General features: G+C 40.4%; 18 protein-coding genes and 2 riboswitches. Of the genes, 8 read left to right on the forward strand and 10 right to left on the reverse strand.

The annotated features are described in order from the left end of the window. Window positions 1–88: 88 nt before the first annotated feature. Entirely contained in the window at window positions 89–832 is a 744-nt protein-coding gene (locus AAEZ22_RS00425; protein ID WP_182683252.1) for a 4'-phosphopantetheinyl transferase family protein, read from the forward strand. Here the strand turns inward: AAEZ22_RS00425 and lysC are convergent. Then, the gene (lysC, locus tag AAEZ22_RS00430) at window positions 809–2,200 is read right to left on the reverse strand and encodes a lysine-sensitive aspartokinase 3 (RefSeq protein ID WP_181949559.1); all 1,392 of its coding nucleotides are present in this window, start codon (window positions 2,198–2,200) and stop codon (window positions 809–811) included. The two genes, AAEZ22_RS00425 and lysC, sit on opposite strands and share 24 nt — an antisense overlap. A 75-nt stretch (window positions 2,201–2,275) precedes the next feature. Beyond that, window positions 2,276–2,448, reverse strand: a riboswitch (Lysine riboswitch). Window positions 2,449–2,580: 132 nt separating this feature from the next. After that, window positions 2,581–3,828 carry a sodium:proton antiporter NhaD gene (nhaD, locus tag AAEZ22_RS00435; protein ID WP_182677040.1) on the reverse strand — a complete coding sequence of 416 codons (1,248 nt, stop codon included), beginning with the start codon at window positions 3,826–3,828 and terminating at the stop codon, window positions 2,581–2,583. Window positions 3,829–4,059: 231 nt separating this feature from the next. Between nhaD and AAEZ22_RS00440 the strand changes: the two genes are divergently transcribed. The 4 genes from AAEZ22_RS00440 (at window position 4,060) to AAEZ22_RS00455 (ending at window position 9,311) form a co-directional block, all read left to right on the forward strand. Continuing rightward, on the forward strand, window positions 4,060–5,331 hold the full coding sequence (locus tag AAEZ22_RS00440) for an MksB family condensin complex protein (RefSeq protein WP_352295816.1): 1,272 nt from the start codon (window positions 4,060–4,062) through the stop codon (window positions 5,329–5,331). A gap of 5 nt (window positions 5,332–5,336) precedes the next feature. Next, a complete protein-coding gene (locus AAEZ22_RS00445) occupies window positions 5,337–5,885 on the forward strand; it encodes a condensin complex protein MksE (RefSeq protein ID WP_011327929.1) in 549 nt (182 codons plus the stop codon). Next, entirely contained in the window at window positions 5,882–8,656 is a 2,775-nt protein-coding gene (locus AAEZ22_RS00450; protein ID WP_182677038.1) for an Mks condensin complex protein MksF, read from the forward strand. Before AAEZ22_RS00445 ends, AAEZ22_RS00450 begins: the two co-directional genes overlap by 4 nt. Window positions 8,657–8,765: 109 nt before the next feature. Further along, window positions 8,766–9,311 carry a DUF4136 domain-containing protein gene (locus AAEZ22_RS00455; RefSeq protein WP_011327927.1) on the forward strand — a complete coding sequence of 182 codons (546 nt, stop codon included), beginning with the start codon at window positions 8,766–8,768 and terminating at the stop codon, window positions 9,309–9,311. Window positions 9,312–9,458: 147 nt separating this feature from the next. On the opposite strand, the gene AAEZ22_RS00460 is transcribed toward AAEZ22_RS00455, so the two are convergent. Continuing rightward, window positions 9,459–9,968 (reverse strand): peptide-methionine (S)-S-oxide reductase, encoded by a 510-nt coding sequence (locus AAEZ22_RS00460; protein WP_011327926.1) that lies wholly within the window; start codon window positions 9,966–9,968, stop codon window positions 9,459–9,461. 164 nt (window positions 9,969–10,132) lie between these two features. On the opposite strand from AAEZ22_RS00460, the gene AAEZ22_RS00465 reads away from it, so the two are divergent. Next, a complete protein-coding gene (locus AAEZ22_RS00465) occupies window positions 10,133–12,001 on the forward strand; it encodes a TonB-dependent receptor plug domain-containing protein (RefSeq protein WP_182677036.1) in 1,869 nt (622 codons plus the stop codon). Window positions 12,002–12,056: 55 nt separating this feature from the next. On the opposite strand, the gene AAEZ22_RS00470 is transcribed toward AAEZ22_RS00465, so the two are convergent. Next, window positions 12,057–12,320: a YkgJ family cysteine cluster protein gene (locus AAEZ22_RS00470; RefSeq protein ID WP_011327924.1), complete on the reverse strand. Its 264-nt coding sequence runs from the start codon at window positions 12,318–12,320 to the stop codon at window positions 12,057–12,059. A gap of 312 nt (window positions 12,321–12,632) precedes the next feature. On the opposite strand from AAEZ22_RS00470, the gene AAEZ22_RS00475 reads away from it, so the two are divergent. Continuing rightward, window positions 12,633–14,303 (forward strand): RluA family pseudouridine synthase, encoded by a 1,671-nt coding sequence (locus AAEZ22_RS00475; RefSeq protein WP_182677125.1) that lies wholly within the window; start codon window positions 12,633–12,635, stop codon window positions 14,301–14,303. A 62-nt stretch (window positions 14,304–14,365) separates the two neighbouring features. Here the strand turns inward: AAEZ22_RS00475 and AAEZ22_RS00480 are convergent, their stop codons facing one another. Continuing rightward, complete coding sequence (locus AAEZ22_RS00480; protein WP_011327920.1) at window positions 14,366–14,989, reverse strand: LysE family translocator; 624 nt, start codon at window positions 14,987–14,989, stop codon at window positions 14,366–14,368. Between the two features lie 120 nt (window positions 14,990–15,109). After that, window positions 15,110–16,045, reverse strand: coding sequence for a LysR family transcriptional regulator (locus AAEZ22_RS00485; RefSeq protein WP_089368947.1), 936 nt, complete (start codon window positions 16,043–16,045; stop codon window positions 15,110–15,112). A 168-nt stretch (window positions 16,046–16,213) separates the two neighbouring features. Here AAEZ22_RS00485 and AAEZ22_RS00490 point away from each other — a divergent pair, with 168 nt between their 5' ends. Next, the gene (locus AAEZ22_RS00490) at window positions 16,214–16,870 is read left to right on the forward strand and encodes a nitroreductase family protein (RefSeq protein ID WP_086993412.1); all 657 of its coding nucleotides are present in this window, start codon (window positions 16,214–16,216) and stop codon (window positions 16,868–16,870) included. 72 nt (window positions 16,871–16,942) lie between these two features. On the opposite strand, the gene ribB is transcribed toward AAEZ22_RS00490, so the two are convergent. From ribB to greA, 4 genes are all read right to left on the reverse strand, one after another. Further along, a complete protein-coding gene (gene ribB, locus AAEZ22_RS00495) occupies window positions 16,943–17,596 on the reverse strand; it encodes a 3,4-dihydroxy-2-butanone-4-phosphate synthase (RefSeq protein ID WP_011327916.1) in 654 nt (217 codons plus the stop codon). Between the two features lie 158 nt (window positions 17,597–17,754). Further along, window positions 17,755–17,935, reverse strand: a riboswitch (FMN riboswitch). Window positions 17,936–17,999: 64 nt separating this feature from the next. Then, window positions 18,000–19,058: a S66 family peptidase gene (locus tag AAEZ22_RS00500; protein WP_352295733.1), complete on the reverse strand. Its 1,059-nt coding sequence runs from the start codon at window positions 19,056–19,058 to the stop codon at window positions 18,000–18,002. Window positions 19,059–19,265: 207 nt separating this feature from the next. Continuing rightward, entirely contained in the window at window positions 19,266–20,111 is an 846-nt protein-coding gene (locus AAEZ22_RS00505; RefSeq protein WP_011327914.1) for a magnesium transporter, read from the reverse strand. Between the two features lie 522 nt (window positions 20,112–20,633). Next, on the reverse strand, window positions 20,634–21,110 hold the full coding sequence (greA, locus tag AAEZ22_RS00510; protein ID WP_011327913.1) for a transcription elongation factor GreA: 477 nt from the start codon (window positions 21,108–21,110) through the stop codon (window positions 20,634–20,636). Window positions 21,111–21,135: the final 25 nt, after the last annotated feature.

Raw genomic sequence — 21,135 nt, forward strand, 5'->3', positions numbered from 1 at the left:
CACAACAACTAACAACCGCTCACTATATGTTCAGCTTATGCATACAAGCAGGTAATCGGTATTAAATTTATTATTATTTTGAGCGTTTATGAGTTCACTTTACTTTAAAAACACCCTGCAAATTAATCAGCCTTTTAGTAACAATAAAAGCCCTATTTTATTGTTTGACGCTAAAACGCTCGATATAAGCCAATATAATTTGCCTGATTATTTAAGCCCTTTTGAGCTACAAATAATAAACCGCCGTAAAAGTGTATCGGCCAAGCAAGAATATTTAGCCACGCGATTATTACTTAAGTATTTAGTTATAACCTCGCACCCTAATATGGCGGGCATTAAGCCGTGTAATATAAGTTCAGAGTTTAACCTACAAACAAGTAAATTAGCGCTACACATTAATAACAGCCACACCGTTATTAATACCTGTATATCGCATTCTAATGGTTTTGTTGGCGCTGCACTTAACCCTACAAAAGCCCAGTTTGGTTTCGATATTGAAAAAATAAGCACAAAGCGCCCATTTGAAAAGCTCGCAAAGCATTTTTATCATACCGATGAAATTGCGCTGATCACCAAGCCTGCTAATGCAGAGGATCAAGCTAAACACTTTTTTAGAATTTGGACCTTAAAAGAAGCGCTCGCTAAAGCCACTAGCCGCCCTATTGCCAAGTTGCTAAGCCCTAATGTGTTTACTGAATTAACTTGCGCGCAGCTTAATGCCAGCAGTGCTGTGGTGGGTAAGTTTGATATAAGTGTAGTGAGCGAAAAAAGCACTGACTGGCAGTGCTCTCTTATTAATTTAGCTGTATTAGGCCGCGCAATCGCTCTCTAATAGTCGGCTATGAATAGCTTGCACTACGTTGTCGGATTCGCCTTGCTCGACCAAAAAGCACAAGTTATGCTTACTTGCACCGTGGCAAATTAGCCGTATATTAAAGTCACTTAATACCTGCATTAAGTTCATTTCATGCTGACGTAACTGTATTTCTGAGCCAATAAGCGCCACTAAAGTTAAGTTATTTTCTACCGATACATGGCAAAACTCAGCAAGTTTATCTAAACACCCCTGATCAAGCTCTGGGCGCGATGCATTAGGCGCGTTATCAAGCGTTATTGCTACGCTAATTTCAGAGGTGGTCACTAAATCTACCGAAATATTAAACTCACTTAAAATAGTAAATACTCGTGCTAAAAAGCCACTAGCTAATAGCATTTCTGGGCTTTTAAGAGTAAGTAATATTTGGTTTTTGCGTTGTGTTACTGCGCGGATTCCTGGCAGTTGCGACTTTTCACGCTCAATCCAAGTACCACCACGCTCAGGTTCACGGCTCGACCCTACAAACACATTAATATGGCTGCGGCTGGCGGGTAAAATAGTTGCCGGATGCAATACTTTTGCACCAAAGGTAGCCATTTCGGCAGCTTCATCAAAACTGAGGCGTGCAATAGGCGTGGCTTTTACGCATAAACGCGGATCGGTACTAAAAATACCCACTACGTCAGTCCAAATATGTACACTTTTGGCATGAATAGCCTCGGCCAATAATGCCGCGCTGTAGTCTGATCCACCGCGCCCTAAAGTGGTCGTTTGGCCGTGCTCGTCGCTGCCAATAAAGCCCTGTGTAACAATTACTTGATCGTCTAACAGCGGAATAAGTAATGCGCTTGCTGCTTGTGCAGTAGCTGCAACATTAGGAGTTGCTTTACCAAATTGACTGTCGGTTTTAAGCACTTGACGCACGTCAAAGCGTATTGCATTTAAACCTTTTGAGCGCAGCACTTGGGTAAATAAATAAGTTGATAATCGCTCGCCAAAACTTAATAGCTCGTCATGTAGCGCTTTTGTTTGTAACGTTTGGCTGGCTAGTTTTTCAAATGCCGCTAACGTCTGGGCAAAGCCCTGCTCTAAATCGGTATCTAAACTCAATTCAGCTAAAATAGCCTGCTGAATCGCTAGCACACCGTTAATATGCGCTTGGCGCTCATCTTCGCTAAGGCTGCTATTGCACAGCTCAACTAAATGATTAGTGACTCCTGCGCTGGCGCTTAGTGCAACAATACGCACGCTTTTATCTGCTACTATTATTTTACTACTGTGATCCATAGCTGCAAAGTTAGCTACGCTGGTGCCGCCAAATTTAGCAACGGTATAATTTGATTTGTTGCCTAATACTACATGTGGCACTGATTGGGTTGTCATTTCGTCTCCTTTCACGGCATCCAAACCGTAATAAAACAAGAAGAACTTGGCAGCAAATATAAGGTAAGAAAATTCACTGCCAGAAGCTCTCCACCTATATTGGTGACAGTTTTGAGGATTCAGCCCCATAAACCGAAAAACAACGACGACGACGTGTTATTTTTCTCGGCGAGTACTTCCCTCTTTAATGCTCAACGGCGTTCGTCACCTCACATTAAATACCTAAGTATCGCACCTCTTCTGAATGTTGTATTAATGGCTATTTCAGCAATCACTAATAAAACAAAACCCCAGCAATATATTGAAAAGCTCAATACTTTACTGGGGCTTTGAAAGTTATCGTTTAGACATCTAGCTGTCAAGCACTTTAATAACTAATATTAAACAAAACCAGCCATAAAATAGGAGCCGGTATAGCCTACGGTGTAACAAATTAATAAATAAAACGACAAACGTAAGTAGTTCATAAAGGTCAGTTCTTTAACTTTACTCATGGCAATAATACCCGCCGCTGAGCCTATAATTAACATAGAGCCCCCTACGCCTGTGGCATAGGTAAACGACAGCCAATGCTGTTGTGTCATTACTATATCTGCTTTTAATAACGCGGCTGTAAGTGGTACGTTATCAACGCCTGCCGACAATATACCCATTAAATAGTTTGCGTATTCAGGTGCCATTATTGTGTACAGGTCGCTAAAGTGGCTTAACATACCAACTTCTTTTAGCGCTCCTACCAGTAATAATACACCTACAAAAAACAACAAGGTGTCGTATTCTATTTCACGAATGAAATCTATCATGTCTTTGTTTATGTCTTTTTTGCGCATTAAAAATTGCGCTACTAAAAACATCATAGACAAACCAAACAAAAAGGTAAGCAATGGCGGTACACTGTATAAAACACTCAGTGTTAAGGTAGCAATAACCGTAGATAAGAAGATAACTGCAATTGTAATATCGGTTTTTTCAATGCGTTTTTGCTTCGTTTTAGTAAAGTCGAGCTGGCCATTTAAGCCAATTGACAACAGTGCGGCTAACAGCATCACACTTACAAATGCTGGCCCAATTAACAATAACAAATTGCTAATAGTTACTTTGCCATCTAAAAATATCATTAACGTGGTTACATCGCCGGTAATTAACGACACACCACCGGAGTTAACCGCAAAGATAATCAGCGTGGCGTATCTAATTAGCTTTTTGGCTTCAAGTTTTAATGATAAAACCACCGCTAAAGATATAAGCGTAGCGGTTACGTTATCGGAAATAGAAGAGAATATAAATGCAAAAACACCAACCAAAAACATTAACTTACGTTCGCTAATTCGTTTTGGCATAATCCGGTTAACAATATTTTCGATAAACCCTTTTGAGTTTAAATAGGCAACAAAGGTCATTGCCGCCATTAAAAACAACCATAAGGAGGCAATTTCTAAAATATTATGATTAAGGAGTGATTGAATCGTATCAGGGCTTTGCCCATTAATAGGGAAGATAAAAGAGATAATCCAGCAGAGCGTACCAAAAAAAAGTGTCGTTTTAGCTTTGTTTACGTGGATTATATCCTCAATAACGATCAGCAAAAATGCAATCGCTATTAAAGTCAGGATAATAGAGGAAACCATGATAATTGAACAACCTTTGGAATAATGTAAAAATTGAACCTATGAAGAAAATAGAGCCGCACATTTCGTGTGCCTATTTTCGGTGCGGATGTTATCACTATGACCTGGTAAAAACTATTATTAAATCGTTGTAAAAACGAATACCATATAGCTATCAGCGCTATTAAAATTACGAATAACTAGCTTATTTAGCTACTTATTTAACAACATACTAGGATGTATAAACGCCTTATGATCCCAGCTAAAAAGCTATTAAATACCCTTAGCGAACATTGGGGGGTGCTAGAGCTATTATTTAAACGTTTTAAAATGGCCGACTTTAGTATTAAAGATTTGCAAAATGCCATTAAACAAAAACAACCTACATGGCATAACGAGCGTATTTATAAAGAAACTAATCGCTTGTTAAATCAAGATATTATAATTCCTTTAGCGAAATCTTCGCAGCTTGAAATAAACCGTGCCATTGCCGACTTTGCTACATTTTTACTGCAAGAAGAACATTTAGGTTTAGCACAAGAAATTAGCGTATTAGTAGAGGATTTAGCCCGCCTTGGCGATCGCTTAGCTAACGCGGGCGAAGTGGAAGACTTTGACGACTTACGCCGTTTTAGCCGTATTATGGATGATCGGGTGCGCAAAATAATGAAACTGTACGCACACAACGAAAACGCCATTTTAAATATTGTTGAGCAAGCTAAATCTAATAACGCGGTGCAATCGCTGCAAAAGCGTTATAAAGCGGTAATAGAAGCGTTTGACGAATACATAGAGCCAATGCTAGAAATGGTTGATATTCGAGGCGATTTTCATGCCTGCTTTAACCTTATAGAGCAGCAAATTAGTACACAAATACAACATATTGAGCAATCGGGTAAAGCATATACCGACAAACGCATGCTAGAGCAATTACGTACCCGTATTCTCGAAATGCATTTAATCGGCCGCGAAAGCCTGCGTAAAAGTGCCGACATGCTTATGCCACTGCGTGAAGAACTACGCCGTAATAACTTAATTACCCGCCAAGCTGCAAAAGTGCTTGGGTTAGTGCGTAAAAATGGCGTAGACAACATGCTAACTGCGGTGCAACCGCATTTTGTGAGCGACGCACAGCGTTACTCGCTGGGGCAACAACGCCATATAGTTGCCTATATGGCAAGTTTGGTTGAGTTTGAGCATCAAGAATATCAATTGCCTGATCAGCAAGATGTACCGCCTTTTCAAACGCCAAATATTCCCGATTACAACGATGTTAAAAGCAGCTTTGCAAAACGCTTCAATACAAAACGTAAAAAGCCGCAACCATTGCTGCAATTTTTAGACGAAAGTTACCCCGATTTAGATGCCGAAGAAATGCTGTTTTTGTATCAAAAATTAGTAAGTGACAACGAGCTTGAAAAAAGCCAAAGCGATGAAAAAGCGCGCTTTAAAATTGCCGGTCAGTATTTTTCTCTTTATCCCTATAATTCACAGCCGCAAACACCTAGTAAGGCAGATGAGTAATCACCATGACACAAATAAACTTAAACGAGCTTACCCACTTACAAGCAATTAATAAAAAATTAGTGGCGGGTTATCATATTTGCGAACAAGACAACCTAATGTGGCAAGAGCTGGATCAAAACATAGACGCGTACAGCGCGCTATTTAGCGCCCTAGGTAATGAGCTAAAACACGACAGCCGTGGCTTTTATTACTTTAGCAGCGACGAAAGTACACCCAATATGGGCAAAATATCCCGTGCTATTGCGCTCACTATTTATATTTTAATTGAGCACTACGCCAACACCGGCAAAGACCCAATGCGCGCCTTGTTCGACGAAGTAAACGATTTAGAGTTAATGCAAACCTTAGTGCAAATTAACAAACACTTGTTTGATCAACTAGAGATATTTTCGGGTTCAGATCTGCGCAAAGACGTGTACCTGCGCATGGTACGCTTAGGTTTGGCACGCGAAGTAGAAGCAGGCTTTATGCTACAAGCCCCTATCCATCGCTATATAGATGCCTTAATGGAAGTAAACGAAGAAACCTACCTAACAGAGGACGAGGAATGAAAAATTTATACGGACTAAGTAAACTCGCCCTACTCAATACCGCAGGTTACGCAAAGTGTGTGATCCCGCTGGATAAAAGCAGCTCTATTTGCGCGCCCAACAATACGGGTAAAAGCTCAGTAATAAATGCCCTGCAATTTCCGCTTATTAACGATTTACGCCTAACCGAATGGGATGGCCACGATTTAGACGAAACCCGAAAGTTTTATTTTTCGTCAGATCAATCCTACATTTTGCTTGAAGCAAATTTGCCCCATGGCTCAGTAGTGATTGGTGTAGCGGGTTTGGGGAAAATTGCCGGTTATGCGCATCAATATTTTTGCTACCAAGGCAAGCTTGATTTAGAGCAGTACACCCAAGGTAAAACCATTATTAAATACACTAAGCTGTTCAGCCATTTAAAACAGCTTGGTTACAACCCCATAGAGCTAAAAGCGCAAGAACTAAACGCCCTACTCACCGGCGGCGCAACCCCGTTTGACGACGAGATCAACTTAAAAATGATCCCGCTTAATAACGTTCAAGATTCGACTATTTATAAAGAAATATTTCGCCGTATTCTTAACTTACATAAACTCGGTGCCGCCGATGTAAAACGCTTTATGCTACGTGTATTTGAGCGCCACATGTCTAACTCTAAGGTCGACTTTTATGAAGTGTGGCGTCGCTCGTTCGATAAAGTAAACCGCAGTAAACGTGAATTGCACGCCCTTGAATCGATGCAAGAGCCCATAGCGGCGCTTGAGTCGATGCTAGAGAACCAAACCGTTCTAAAAGGTAAATTAGCGGCTTATGCTCCAAAAATTGACCAAGCACTCATTGATTTTGACAACTACCAAGAGTCGCAACTAGAAGAGCTAGCAATAGCACTTGAAAACATAGAACACGAAAAACACGAGTTTGAACAAAAGCAAAGTTTGTACGTACAGCAGTCGCGCGATATAGAGCGCAGGCAAACGCAAATAGAGCAATGGTTTTTAGATTTTAACGCACTTAAAAACGAATTTGAACTGGTTAACAAAGCCACGCTTAAAACGAGCCTTACCCAGTTAAAGCAAGACTACGAGTCGCTTTCACACTCTATTACCAGCGCACAAGGGCAAAGCCTGCATACACTTGACTACCGTATTAGCGAAACCCAAAAACAAATTAAGAGCTTAAAGCTACAACTTAAAAACTTGGAGTTTAATTTATTTACCCGCATGCGCGAAGAGCTGTCGTTAAAAGAAGTGGAAGAAATTTCGCGCATTTTAAACCCCGACATGCTCTCGTTTGCAACCACCAGCAATGGCGACATAAGCATTGATGACGAAGACGCATTTAGTGCGTTTTTATCGCACTTAAGCGAAAACGTAAAAGGCGGCGTGCTTAGCTTACCTGGCGCGAGTATTAAGCTTAAAAAGCTCTCCCCTGTACAAATGCAAAGCGGCGAAAATAAAGAGCAGCTAACCGCTCAATTAAGTGCCCTTGAGCATGCTTTAAAAGAGTTTAAGCAACAGCACGATGTAGCTGCAAATGTGGCCGATAAGCAAAAAGAAAAAGACACCTTGTACGATGAACTAATGAGCGCCGAGGCCGCCCTTAAACGTTTAGAGCAGTTTGACACTATGCTGCAATCGGCTGAAGCACAAACCATGCTAAAAGAGCAGTTGTTAGCTGAGCGCGATCAGGTTGACGACTACCTACAAGACATTCAAAAAAATAGCGGCTCAATTAGCGACAGACGCTCAATTATTAAATCAAAACAGGCGCAAATTAATCGCCAATCAGATCGTCTGCGCCAAGTGAAAAGCGAACGAATTGATCACACGCTTGATTTATACAGCGGCAAAGTTACCCCTTACATGATAGAGGTAACAATAGACTTTGATAATTTAAGCGACCTAGTGCACCACTTTAATAAAGACTGCCAAGAGCTGCGTAACTTTGAGATAAACGTACGCAATACCTATTTGCATATTTATAATGCCGGTATTACCAAGTTTGATAACGAAAACGATGAGTTTAGTAAGTATCAAAAACTCATTAGTGCGTTTCATAACATTGATAACGAACGCGATGCCGTTGAGCGTCAAGGCCGTGTGGCCCTAACAGAAGTAGCCGCAACCATTAAAGGCCTACGCGAAGATTTAGACCGCCTGCGCCGCGAAATGAACAGCTTTAATAAAGGCATTAGCCAGCATCGTATTTCGAACCTGCAAGCATTTAAAATTAATGTAATACCGCGCAAAATGTTAGTTGATAGTATAGATACTATAATTAGTACCTCGCATCAGTTTGAGCAAGGGGACACGCTGGATTTACTCAGCCAAGAACCGTATAGCGAAAGCGCAGTAAACGAGGCGAAAGATCATTTAATTAAGCTCGCCTCCGACAAAGCTGGCCTTACCCTCACCGATTTATTTGATATTCGTTTTGAAGTAGTCAATCGCGCAGGCGATACCGAACACTTTGACAAAATAGACTCGGCGGGTTCAAACGGTACGCGCATAACTATTAAGTTATTATGTGGTATGTTGTTTATTCGCTATTTGTTAAGCTCACAAGAACAAAATTTATACCGTATACCTATATACATAGATGAAGCCGCCGACATTGATCCGCAAAATCAAAAGGCAATTATTGAAACCGCACTTAGCTTTGGCTTCGTCCCTATATTTGCCTCAGTTAAACCACAAACAAGCTGCGATTATATTGTGCCAATTCGCTCAGTTAAAGACGGTGCACAAAACTGGGTAGACGAAAAAGACTGGATAGAAGTTGAACATTAAGTAATTAATCAATGGTTCAGCTATAGCAGCTAAACTGTTGTTAAGCGCTTAAATATCACACTGCCTAACAATGTGTGTTATTTTATAAAAAAGATTAGGAGTAAACTGTATGAAAAATATTTTTATTGTAGCCGCACTTGCGTTTTTAACTGCTTGTACGCAAACCGCAGATTGGGATTACGACAAGTCAGCAAACTTTGCTAACTATAAAACGTTTGCGTGGGTAGAAAATGCAGATTTAACAAAAGACACCAATAATTATCAAATTAATGCGTTAATGGAAAAACGTGTACGCAGCGCAATAAGCAGTGAGCTTAATCAAAAAATGGGCATGAGCTTAGCCGATCCTGCTCAAGCAGACGTGCTGGTAAACTACCATGCATCGGTAGATAAAGAGCTAGACGTAAGTTCTTTTAATATTGGCTACGGCGCTCGTTGGAGCTCGTGGGGTTTAGGGTATCAAAACGATATATCTGCTCGTGAATACGAAGTAGGTACTTTAGTTATTGATATTATTGACCGTGAATCAAACCAGTTAGTATGGCGCGGCGCTGAAGATGGTCGATTAAAGAAAAACCAATCTCCTGAGCAACGTGAACTGTCGGTTAGAAAAACAGTCGCTAAAATTTTAAATAACTTCCCGCCACAAAAGTAGCGGCAGGTTTTAAAGCACATAAAAAGCTCACAATTTGTGAGCTTTTTTGTGGCTGAATGTTTTTTATTAAAGTTTTACTATAGCCACAGAGCTTACTGATGAGAGAAACAGTTGCTCTTAGCATAATTGATATAGCAGACTTTAACTTTATTTCGATTTATATTTATGTAATAACTCAGGTGGGATATGACAATAGTCATCGGGAAAATTAGTTAACCGGTCTTGGTGCTCTGCATCGCTGGGAACATAATTGGTTAGCAACTGAACTTGTACCACTATTTTATCTGCATCAGCGCGTTGATTTATATAGTCGTTTGCAATTGTTAAGTGACATTGCTGTTTACTATAAATAGCACTACGGTATTTTAAACCAACATCGTTACCCTGCTTATTAACACTGTAAGGGTCAATAATCTCAAAAAAGTATTCAATCAGTTTATAGAGTGTCACGGCTGTTATATCAAAGGTTACTTTCACGCACTCGGCATAACCGTCGTATTCACCTTGTGTATTATTATTTGTGCCATTAGCTCGCCCAGCCTCAGTGGTAACAACGCCGGGTAAGTACTTAATAAACTCTTGTACCCCCCAAAGGCAGCCTCCGGCAAAGTAAATACTTTCTAGATGCAAATTTTCGCTTGTTTGTACTGTGCTCATAAAATCAATTACCCTACTTTACGAATGATTATCAAATGCAATTTTTTAAGATTAATATACAATACCAAGCCAAATTACAATTATTTGACTACTTTATCACGCCTTAACAGGCGTGTTTCGGATTTAATTGTTAGCACAATTACATATACAAAAATGAGAAAAACATGAATCGTGCCCCGCGCCTTATATTACCCGTATTATTACCTACATTGCTATGCAGTGTTACTGACTTTGCCTACGCTGAAGTGCAAACTAAAAATGCCACTGCAATAGAGCAAATAACGGTTGAAGCCTCCCCTACTGCAAATAAAGAACCCGTGGGCACTTTCGACTCACCGGTTTCTAATTTAGAGTATGATCCGCGTGTTGATGTGCAATCGCGTAATATGGCCGAAGCACAAGCAGATGTAACCATTCGTGGTGGTATTTTCGAAAATACTGGTTTTAGGGTTGGCAGCGCCACTTTGTTCGATCCGCAGTCGGGACATTATTTTGCCGAAATTCCTATAGCGCCGCAAATGCTACGTGGCCCAGCTATATTCACCGCAGCAGATAATGCACTTTATGGCGTTAACAGTTCAGTTGGTACAGTATCGTTTGCTTGGAAGCCAATTAGTACAGGTGGTAGCGTGTCACTTGGGGTTGGTAGCAATGATTTTAATTTACAAAGCCTGCATGCGGGCGTGAATATACCATTGGATGGTATTACCAATTGGCAGCTGGGTGTGGAAGGCGAGTTTTCTCACTCACAAAGTGATGGCTCTATTGATTATGGCGATCATGACTTTACCCGCGCCTCAAGCCGTGTTCAATTAGTGGGGCCAGACTCACAAACCGATCTGTTTTTTGGCTCTCAAGAAAAATTTTTTGGTTGGCCAAATTTGTATACTCCTTTTGGGGTTAACGAAACTGAAGATCTTAAAACTCAGCTATTTATGCTCAACCATAAGCAAAACTATAGCGCCGAGAGCTCGTTTGAAGTATCTACATATTATCGTAAACACGAGGATCACTATGTGTATTCTCGTGAAAACCCAATGTCGTTCGAAGCGTTTCATCAAACCGACGTTAAATCACTAGCACTTTCAGGGCGCCATGCGTACAGCACGTCTTTTGCTCTCAATTATTCTGCGCAATTTATTAATGATTCGATTGAATCGACCACGCTTGAAAATAATTTTACCTCACGTAATTATTATAAAGTAAGTGTGCTGCCAGAGTACCAAATGGCACTTGAGAGCGATCAACACCTTACTATTCGCCTTGGTGCGGCTTTTGACGATACCAATCGTGACGATTCTGAAATTTCACTTATTGGTGATATAACTTTAAATACACAAAATAGCGACGGCACTGAGCGCACTGTTTATTTATCGTATGCACAGGCAAGCCAAGTAGCAGGCTATACCGCAATTGGCGGCAGTGACACTGGCGGTTTGTTTAGAAGTAACTATAACCTTGAGCGCGAAAGTACTAAAAACCTCGAGCTGGGCTTATTATTAGAACGACAAAGTTGGCGCTTTAACTCTGCTGTTTTTTATCGCCAAGATGATAACTTAACCGATTGGACTTATAGTTTTGATGCCACTTCTGCCCGCTTTGCCAATCCGGTAGATATTAATACCTCGGGGGTTGAGTTTCTTGCAACTAAGCATTTTGATAACGCAGAAATTATTGCCAGTTATAGCTTTTTAAAAAAATCAGAGAATTATGGCGCAGCCGATATAGATGCCAGCTTTTACGCATTAAACTACCCAGACCATAGGCTAACCCTTGCGGCTATTTGGAACCCAACAGATATTTTAGAGTTTCGTATAGATAACGAGTGGCGCAAACAACATGAAAATACGCTGCGCAGTGGCGATGATGATGCGTTATTTACTCATTTAACCTTAAAAATAATGCCGCCGCAGATTAAAAACTTATTTATTACATTGGCCGCAGATAACCTGTGGAATGAATCGTTTCAAGAGATCCCGGGCACTCCTGGACGTGGCGAGCAATATACGCTAAGCGCAACGTATAGCTGGTAGCCCACTTCACAAGCAAGCTTATTATTTACCAGGTGGTTGTAGATGATAGGCTTGCTCAGGTCAACTCCTCAAGCTCAGTAATAAGCGCTAAAGCCTGCGCATTAGTTGTACCGCATACATCTAATGTGGCGCTAAAATCGCTGCATACTTTTGGCCGACTGGCGTCGCCAAATAACTTACATAAATTACGCTCATCTAGCTGAATACAACGCTCTCCGGCCTTTTTACCGTTTGGCATTCCTGGAATGGGCGAGCTAATACTTGGCGCAATACAACATGCCCCACAGCCTAACCGACACGCCATAGGCTGTGTTTTCATAATAACCTCTGTTTAAATGCATTTGCTTATTAGTAATCTAGTTGATGCTACACACACGATATTAACGCTTAGCGTTTTGTAAAATTAAAGCCCAGCCTAGCTCACTAAAATATTGATTTTTTAACGGGCTAATATTTTAACACGAATTACGATAAATAATGGCGCTACTCATTTAATTAAAACTTTGCAGCAACCCGTTACATCAAACAATTAAGGCACATACTAATAACACAACACACTTAGTGACATAGCAGCGACTATGTTATTATATTGGCTAATTATCTTGTTAAAAACTTCATTATTATATTGCCCATGCCAAATATTGCTACTTGCTTTACGCCATTTTCAGCGCCTGTAAATCACATGGCGCTGCCAGAAAAATTTACTTTTCCTTTTTACTATGAGCCTAAAGCAATTGCTGTAGCAGCAACCGAGCAGTTGCAACAACAGCTCGAAACACAGTTAGAGTACTTGGCAAACCCAGCTAATAATGAAGAGTCGGGTAAAATGTTTGGCGTACTCGTGGTGCAAAATAATCAGCAACAGCTTGGTTATTTAGCCGCTTACTCGGGGCAACTTGAGGGCGTAAGCAGTAAAATTAACTTTGTACCTGCCGTGGCCGATATGCAGCTACACGATGCTGAGTATTTAGCACAAAGCAGCATTATTAATAATATTAACGCCCAAATTGAGCAGCTAGAAAATAGTGAGCAATTTAGCACTCTTAATAACGCATTTAACCAAGCCAATGCCACTTATCAGCAGCAGTTAGAAGCGCAGCAAGCGGTAATGCAAGTTAGCCGCCGAATGCGTAAACAACAACGCACTGATGCAAGCACTCAGTTATCCCCAACTGACTTTGAGCAGCTAAAAATTCAGTTAGCGGGGCAAAGTATTGTCGAAAAAAAGCAACTACAAGCACTAAAGCAGCAATGGCAAAGTAAACTCGACACCCTGCAGCAAGCTCTAAATAATATTACTGATGAAATTGCACACTTAAAAAAACGTCGTAAAACACTTTCTAAAAGCTTACAAAAAAAGCTGTTTGCGCAATACCAATTTTTAAATGCTAATAACGAAACTAAAGATCTAAACGCTATTTTTGCACCCTTGCCTGAGCATACGCCACCAGCAGGCGCAGGAGATTGCGCCGCGCCTAAGTTATTGCAATATGCGTATCAACATAATTTAAAACCTTTAGCTTTGGCAGAATTTTGGTGGGGCGCTGCGCCTAAATCAGCTATTAGGCATCATAAACATTACTATCCGTCTTGTTATAGTAAATGCCAACCCATTTTAGGGCATATGCTCAAAGGCTTACATGTAGAAGAAAATCCATTATTGATCAACCCTGCTATTGGTAAAGATTTAACTATTATTTACCAAGATCAGGACATATTAGTGATCAATAAACCTGCTGAATTTTTGTCCGTTCCTGGGGTTAATATTGAAGACTCGGTTTATTTGCGCATTAAAACACAATTTCCACACGCTACCGGCCCGCTCATTGTGCATCGCTTAGATATGTCAACGTCAGGGTTATTAATTATTGCACTCAATAAAAGAGCGCATAAAGCCCTGCAAAAACAGTTTATAGAGCGTACCATAGAAAAACGTTACGTTGCTTTAGTTGCCGGAAATGTAGTTCAAAACAGTGGCACAATTGATTTACCTCTGCGCTTAGATTTTGATGACAAACCGCGCCAATTAGTGTGTTATCAACACGGTAAAGCATCCCTTACTACTTGGCAGGTGTTAGAGCGAAAAGATAATATTACCCGTTTGCACCTTTACCCTAAAACGGGGCGTACGCACCAGCTAAGAGTACATTGCGCGCACAAGTTAGGCTTAAATATGCCCATAGTTGGTGATGATCACTACGGTGAAAAAGCTAATAGATTACATTTACATGCCGAGTACTTATCGTTTTGCCACCCGATTAATCATCAGCAGTTAGAGTTTGAAGTAGCGCCCGACTTTTAAAAATGGTCGAGCCTAGGCCCATTGACTTCTTATTGTTTAAATTTGCTCTCAGGGTGTTTTGTTTAAACGCCTTGGGAGAATACCTGCAGCGTAATTTCTTTCACCACAGGTGCTACCGATAAAACCAGTAACGCCGACATAGTATAATTAAAGTAGCGTCTATAACGTTCAGACTTTAATACTTGCTTTAATAATGTACCAAAAAACAACCATACTCCTGCACACGGAAAAGCAACCAACAAAAACGTCAGCGCTAATGTAAAACTTTGCCCGTAATAACCTGCGCCAACGGTTGTAAACGCCGCAATAGCACCAGTGGCTACAACCCATGCTTTACCATTTACCCACTGAAATAGTGCTCCTTTTATAAAAGTAAGCGGCTTGGTTTGACTGTTTGTTGAGTTTACACTGCCAGATTTAGCAATAAGCCATGCTAAATACAGCAAGTACAGTGTTCCTAAGCACTTAATAATTAAATGCAAATTAGGGAACAACGCAAATAATTGCCCAAAGCCTAAGCCTATCAGTAGTATCATTAAGGCAAAACCAATACAGATCCCCGTAAGTAAAGGTAGGCTTTTTCGCACGCCAAAATTTACCCCTGAGGTCATAAGCATGATGTTATTTGGCCCAGGAGTGACCGAAGCTGATACAGCAAAAAATACGGTTGCAACTAAATAATCCATAAGCACACCTTATTAAAAGTCCTTTATTTAAATTTAACTGCCCGACTTAATATTTACCACCTTAAGCTAAAGCCTTATATTTATACCCTACACTTAAAATTATCAAGCGTAAATAAATGGCTAGTCCAATACACTTTTATCAATAATACCTTTGGCAATTAACTGTTTTAAAATTGTGCGGCATTTTTCACGGCACACATCGCGCAGTAAACGCACCGCGGGAGTAATCGACTGCCTGCTTGGGCAAATAAGCCATAACTCACCGCTAACATGTTGATAATTTGGCATCACCGTAACCACCCTATCGGCCAGTAAATCATCTGCTATATCGAGCGCTGACTTAACCGCCAGCCCCTTACCTGCAACGCACCAGCGCCTAACTAAATCGCCATCGTTAGAGGCACGCTTACCTTGCATTTTAACTTTAAACTTACTTTGCCCGTCGGTAAATTCCCAGCTGTTATTTATAATGTCTTGTAGTTGATAAAACATGCCCTGATGACGATTCAATTCGTCTGGGTGATTGGGGCTACCATGTGCTATTAAGTATTCTTTAGTGGCGCAAAGGAGCCGTGGTACATTACAAATTTTAAAACCATACATATTAGTATCGCTCGGAGATCCATAACGCAGCGCTATATCGACCGAATCACGATAAAAATCAACGTTACTGTCGCTTATATGCGTTCTTAAACTGAGTTTAGGATAATTATCCATAAGCTCATCAATCCAGGGGATCACTAAATTACGCCCAAAATCTGATGATAGTGCAACGCGCAGCTCTCCCTCAATTTCATCATGTTCGCCTTTGAGGTTTTGTTTTGCTTGCTCTAGCACTGCAAGTGCTTGCTCACACTGAGGAATGTAACGCTCACCCGCTGCCGAAAGGCGTAAGTGGCGTGTTGTTCTTATAAACAGCTCACTGCCAAGGGCTAACTCTACACGTTTAATGGCAGCACTCGCGGTTGCGGTGCGCATATCGCATTTTGCTGCGGCTAAAGTAATGCTTCTAAATTCTGCAACTTTTAAAATAAGTTTAAGATCGTCTATCTGCATATTATCTATTTTTATTTGATAATGTTTCAATTATTATGCTGTTTATTTTTCACAAAGCAAAGCGTATATTAGCTGCCATTCGCACTAAGCACTTATTACTCTAACCAATCGTTAATTTTTATCTGTTAAGTATGATTGTTTTAAAGTTAAATTTACCCGGAGAAAACCATGACTCACCCTATTATTAGCGATTTAGAAAAACGCCACACGGCCAAACATTATGATGCAGCTAAACGTATTAGCGATCACGACCTTAACGTAATTTATGAAGCTATGCGTTTATCGCCTTCATCAATTAACTCACAACCGTGGAAGTTTATTGTTATTGAGTCTGATCAAGCTAAGCAACGTTTTCATGACAGCTTTGCAAATATGTTTCAGTTTAATCAAAAGCACGCAAAAACAGCATCGCATATTGTGCTTTTTGCTCACAAAACTAACTATACCCGTGATGATTACGCACACGTTATAGACACAGATATTAAAAATGGTCGCACGCAAAGCGAAAACCGTGAACAAGCTTTTGGCGCGTTTGCGTTTGTAGATATGAATACCGATGAGCAAGGCAATAATGCAACTTGGACTAAAGCGCAAACTTACATTGCACTTGGTAATACCATGCACGCAGCTGCTCGTTTAGGCATTGACTCTACCCCAATGGAAGGCGTAGATGCGCAGTTACTTGGTGAAATTTTTGCGAAAGAATTAGATGGTTACGTATGTGATGTCGCATTAGCGCTGGGCTATCACGATAGCGCTGAGGACTATAATGCTAAGTTACCTAAATCGCGTTTAGACGCTGAGCAAGTAATTCAGGTTTTATAATCGCGTTCATCGCCCGTTTTTAATAATTTAAACCCCTGTTTAATTAAATTAAACAGGGGTTTTTTATTGCAGTTAACTTACTTTTTGTTGTGCAATTTGAATGTACTGCACTAAATCCTCTATCGATACCACTGGCATATTATGCTTATTTGCATAACCGCTCACCTCAGGTAAACGCGCCATTGAGCCATCGGGGTTAGTTAGCTCGCAAATAACGCCGAACGGCTTTAAACCCGCAAGTTGCATTAAATCTACAGATGCTTCGGTATGACCACGGCGTACCAGTACTCCACCCGTTTTAGCTTTTAAGCCAAATACATGCCCTGGGCGCGATAAATCCTCAGGTTTAGCATTGTCGGCTGTGGCGGCTTTAATCGTTGTAACTCTATCGGCTGCAGAAACGCCAGTAGTTACGCCCTCTTTGGCCTCAATGGTTATGGTGTAAGCGGTATTGTTTTGACTGGTGTTATGAGTAACCATTTGCGGTAGGTCGAGCTGTTTTATGCGCTCCTCCCCCATGCATAAACACACAATGCCGCTGCCTTCGCGGATCATCTCAGCCATTTGGGCGGTGGTTAAATGCTCGGCTGAAAATACAAAGTCACCTTCGTTTTCACGGTTTTCGTCATCAACAACCAATACGCCTTGGCCTTGCTGTAGTGCGGTAATGGCATTTTCGACGCGCGTTAACGGCTCGCCAAATTGAGTAAGTAGAGACTGAATCATCATTATATTCCTGATTAAAAATAAATAGATTCAGGACACTGAAAGGATCGATAAAATAAACTCTAAAAGCATTAAAGTATAAGTACCAACAATAACTTAAATTAAAAAACATAAATAGCACACAGCCAAAAACCACGCACTATTAACGCTATATTAAGCCATATTCTCTTTCATCCGGACTGTAACCGTCGGCTCTGGCATCTCACCAGATCTGCTGACCTTTGATATTATATAAAACAACAAAGCGCTCGCGGGCTTATTTAAACACTACAAATGTAATTAAAATAGTGAATTAAACATACCGCCGGTGGGGAATTTCGCCCCGCCCTGAGAATGTACTTAAATAACGAATTATAAAAGCCAGCTTATTATACCCCTGTACCGGCACGTTATTCAAAGCCAATTAAGAGAGCGACGTATTTAATGACGCTTTTATTACTCTGCCTTCGTTTATATCGGCAATTAATGTGCAAGTAGCACCGTTAATTAAATTTAAGTTAGGTGCAATATGGCCTATATCTGCATCTATAATAACCGGAAACATACAGCCCCCAAGCGCTACATTTAATGCGTGGCGATAGTCAAATTCGGGGTTTTTGCCTTGTGTAATTTCACTGCGGCCGATAATTATGCCGTTAATGTCGTCAAATATACCGGCTAGTTTTAACGACAGTAAAAATCGCGCTACAGTAGTGGGGGTTAACTCTGAATTTTCTAAGTATAAAATTAGCCCTTCGGGCGCGCTGTGCTTTTTAAATTCATGCAGGTCTAAAAATGGTGAATCGAGTAATAAACCCACGGTATCTAGGCAGCCTCCAAATAAACGCCCCGACATTTCGATTGTACGCTGATCAAAGTAATTTAAGCATTGCCACTGAGTCGTCTCGGTATAATTAAATAAAGCTTCTGGGTGCTGTGCATAATCGGGGGCTACTTTTTGATAATGTGTTGATGGTGCCTGTGTAAACTCACTATTTGCTTCATAACTTAGGGTTTCAAATATTTGTAAGCAATACGGGCTTTTTTCGTTTGGGTGCAATTGCATTAAATTGGCACTATGCAGCGTTGCCCATTGGCATTTAGCAGTGAGTGCACAGGCTACAGTACTCACATCTGAAAACCCCACAAGCCATTTGGGTTTAGCCTGTTTAATAGCATTAAAATCAAGTTGCGGCAGTATTTCCATCGCAAGTTCGCCACCAAAGGGAGGCATAATTGCATCAATACTATCGTCAACTAAAAAGCCCATTAACTGCTCTGCATGGGCTTTGGTAGCTAATTCTGCTGTTGCTTCGCTGCGCCGTAAAAACGCCCCCTCAATTACTTCATAGCCACGCTGTTTTAAACCGTTTATTACACTCTCTAAACGAGCATGATATTTAGCCGCGATCCCTTCTGAAAGCGAACACACCGCAATTTTAGAACCTACTTTTAAAGGTGCCGGGTAAAGTATATTAGCCATTATTTATCCTTATTTGAGAGGACGTTAAACCGTATTGCTCCATATCAGCATAGATCAAATTGATGGCAGATGAATAACCTAAAGAAATTTTAGTTAAAAGTAATTGGTAGAGGGGGAAATGTGCAAGAATAAATTCAAACTAAGTTTTGCGCTAATTACTGAGTGTTAAGTGATTAGCGCAAAACATATAAACCTAAAATTTTTGATTTAACCAATTTCTAAAAAATAGTTAACTACGGTAAAGTAAATCCACATCCCCGATATATCAACAATTGATGCCAATACAGGGCTCACTAATACCGCGGGGTCTAGCTTAAGTGCCCGCGCTAAAATAGGTAATAACCCCCCTAGCGTAGTAGAAATAGTTACCTGAATAAACAATGCCACTGCGATGGCCATCGCAATTATATTTAAATCGAACCCACCGGCAGATTTAACATCGCTAAAAAATAAGATGCGAATAACCATTACGCCCGCCACCGCTAACGCAAGACACACTGCAATTTGGCTTTCTTTAAGAAACACAGCAAACCATTGTCTTTTTTTCAGCTCGCCTGTTGCTAACGCCCGTATTACCAAAGTAGCCGCTTGTGAGCCTGTGTTACCGCCCGCAGCCGCAATAACCGGCATGTACACTGCCAACAATACTAACTGGCTTAATGTGTCTTCGTATTGAGTAATAATTAACCCAGACACTATACCTAATAACGCTAATACTATGATCCAGCCAATACGCTGCTGCACATGCCCCAGTGCCGAGGTATTTAAATAACTTTGCGCTGTTTCAACTTCTGAGTGAATAAAACCCAACTGATGCGCATAGTGTCGAGCGAGTTTGTCGTAACCGTCTTTTTCTAAACGACTTATTAAGTCTTGTACATAAGTAATTGAACAGTGCTGTAAAATAGCAACCGCTTCTTCAACATCCATTATTGTTAATAAGTGCACTTGTTTATTATAGCTGTGCGCTAAAAACACTTTTCTAGCCGCCCCTATTTCTGCTTGAGAAAAGTGTGGGTTATTTTCTACGTAGTTTTTGCTCATTACCGTCATGGCGAATCTCCCGATTGGCTAATGCTAGGCTAATTGTATTTTATTTAAATTAATAACATGGCGTTCAAACAGTTAAAACTACTGCTTAGCTAATAGCCATTAATTAGGAGTAAAACACATTAGCATAAGGTAACGACCATCAAATAATGAAACTATATGACTGATTAAAATACCAGCGTACTAGTAACTATAATCAGCACTTTAATAAGGCTAATTTCATTATTTATATCTAGGTGTCTGAGAGAAGAAAAATAGGAAAGAATAAAATTACTCTACCGCTTAGGTAGATTTATAGAAGATAAATACCAATACGGGTTATTTTTCTGCCCTCAATCTAGAGGGATGGTCGGTATCGTTCATAAATATCTCCGAGTAAACTGCTTAATTTGCAGCCTGTATATGGTAACAAAGTAAAATTTTTAAGGCCAATTTATAAGGGCTGTTTTAACACTTTTAAACACTTTAAAACAAAAAAGCCAGTGTATTAATACACTGGCTTTTATTTACACGTAAAGTGAGTTATTAAATATACTCAACCTCGATGATTTCGTATTCAACAGTGCCTTTAGGGGTTTCAATGTTCACAGCATCATCTGCTTGCTTACCAATTAAACCTCGTGCGATCGGTGAATTAACCGAAATACGATTATCTTTAATACTTGCTTCGTCATCACCAACAATCTGGTATTTAACTTCAACATCAGTTTCAACGTTGACAATAGTAACTGTTGTACCAAAAATAACTTTGCCGGTATTAGGCATTTTAGTTACATCAATTATTTGTACATTTGAAAGCTTAGCTTCAATTTCTTGAATTCGGCCTTCACAAAAACCCTGTTGCTCACGCGCAGCGTGATACTCAGCATTCTCTTTTAAGTCACCATGCTCTCGTGCAACTGCAATATCGCTGACGATTTTAGGACGGGTAACTGTTTTTAATTCGGTAAGTTCTTTGCGCAGTAAATCTGCACCACGAACTGTCATCGGAATTGTTTGCATACTTTTTCTCACTTAATCCCAAGGC

Origin of the sequence: Pseudoalteromonas sp. 20-MNA-CIBAN-0454 (assembly GCF_040308685.1) — a bacterium.
Lineage (GTDB): Bacteria > Pseudomonadota > Gammaproteobacteria > Enterobacterales > Alteromonadaceae > Pseudoalteromonas > Pseudoalteromonas nigrifaciens.

Excerpts from the sequence above, each read along its gene's own strand:
- AAEZ22_RS00500 (WP_352295733.1), bottom strand. The coding sequence starts at position 19,058 with ATGGCTAATATACTTTACCCGGCACCTTTAAAAGTAGGTTCTAAAATT.
- lysC (WP_181949559.1), bottom strand. The coding sequence starts at position 2,200 with ATGACAACCCAATCAGTGCCACATGTAGTATTAGGCAACAAATCAAAT.
- AAEZ22_RS00480 (WP_011327920.1), bottom strand. The coding sequence starts at position 14,989 with ATGGATTATTTAGTTGCAACCGTATTTTTTGCTGTATCAGCTTCGGTC.
- AAEZ22_RS00485 (WP_089368947.1), bottom strand. The coding sequence starts at position 16,045 with ATGCAGATAGACGATCTTAAACTTATTTTAAAAGTTGCAGAATTTAGA.
- AAEZ22_RS00490 (WP_086993412.1), top strand. The coding sequence starts at position 16,214 with ATGACTCACCCTATTATTAGCGATTTAGAAAAACGCCACACGGCCAAA.
- AAEZ22_RS00475 (WP_182677125.1), top strand. The coding sequence starts at position 12,633 with ATGCCAAATATTGCTACTTGCTTTACGCCATTTTCAGCGCCTGTAAAT.
- AAEZ22_RS00450 (WP_182677038.1), top strand. The coding sequence starts at position 5,882 with ATGAAAAATTTATACGGACTAAGTAAACTCGCCCTACTCAATACCGCA.
- AAEZ22_RS00455 (WP_011327927.1), top strand. The coding sequence starts at position 8,766 with ATGAAAAATATTTTTATTGTAGCCGCACTTGCGTTTTTAACTGCTTGT.
- nhaD (WP_182677040.1), bottom strand. The coding sequence starts at position 3,828 with ATGGTTTCCTCTATTATCCTGACTTTAATAGCGATTGCATTTTTGCTG.
- ribB (WP_011327916.1), bottom strand. The coding sequence starts at position 17,596 with ATGATTCAGTCTCTACTTACTCAATTTGGCGAGCCGTTAACGCGCGTC.
- AAEZ22_RS00465 (WP_182677036.1), top strand. The coding sequence starts at position 10,133 with ATGAATCGTGCCCCGCGCCTTATATTACCCGTATTATTACCTACATTG.
- AAEZ22_RS00470 (WP_011327924.1), bottom strand. The coding sequence starts at position 12,320 with ATGAAAACACAGCCTATGGCGTGTCGGTTAGGCTGTGGGGCATGTTGT.
- AAEZ22_RS00460 (WP_011327926.1), bottom strand. The coding sequence starts at position 9,968 with ATGAGCACAGTACAAACAAGCGAAAATTTGCATCTAGAAAGTATTTAC.
- greA (WP_011327913.1), bottom strand. The coding sequence starts at position 21,110 with ATGCAAACAATTCCGATGACAGTTCGTGGTGCAGATTTACTGCGCAAA.
- AAEZ22_RS00445 (WP_011327929.1), top strand. The coding sequence starts at position 5,337 with ATGACACAAATAAACTTAAACGAGCTTACCCACTTACAAGCAATTAAT.
- AAEZ22_RS00440 (WP_352295816.1), top strand. The coding sequence starts at position 4,060 with ATGATCCCAGCTAAAAAGCTATTAAATACCCTTAGCGAACATTGGGGG.
- AAEZ22_RS00505 (WP_011327914.1), bottom strand. The coding sequence starts at position 20,111 with ATGACGGTAATGAGCAAAAACTACGTAGAAAATAACCCACACTTTTCT.
- AAEZ22_RS00425 (WP_182683252.1), top strand. The coding sequence starts at position 89 with ATGAGTTCACTTTACTTTAAAAACACCCTGCAAATTAATCAGCCTTTT.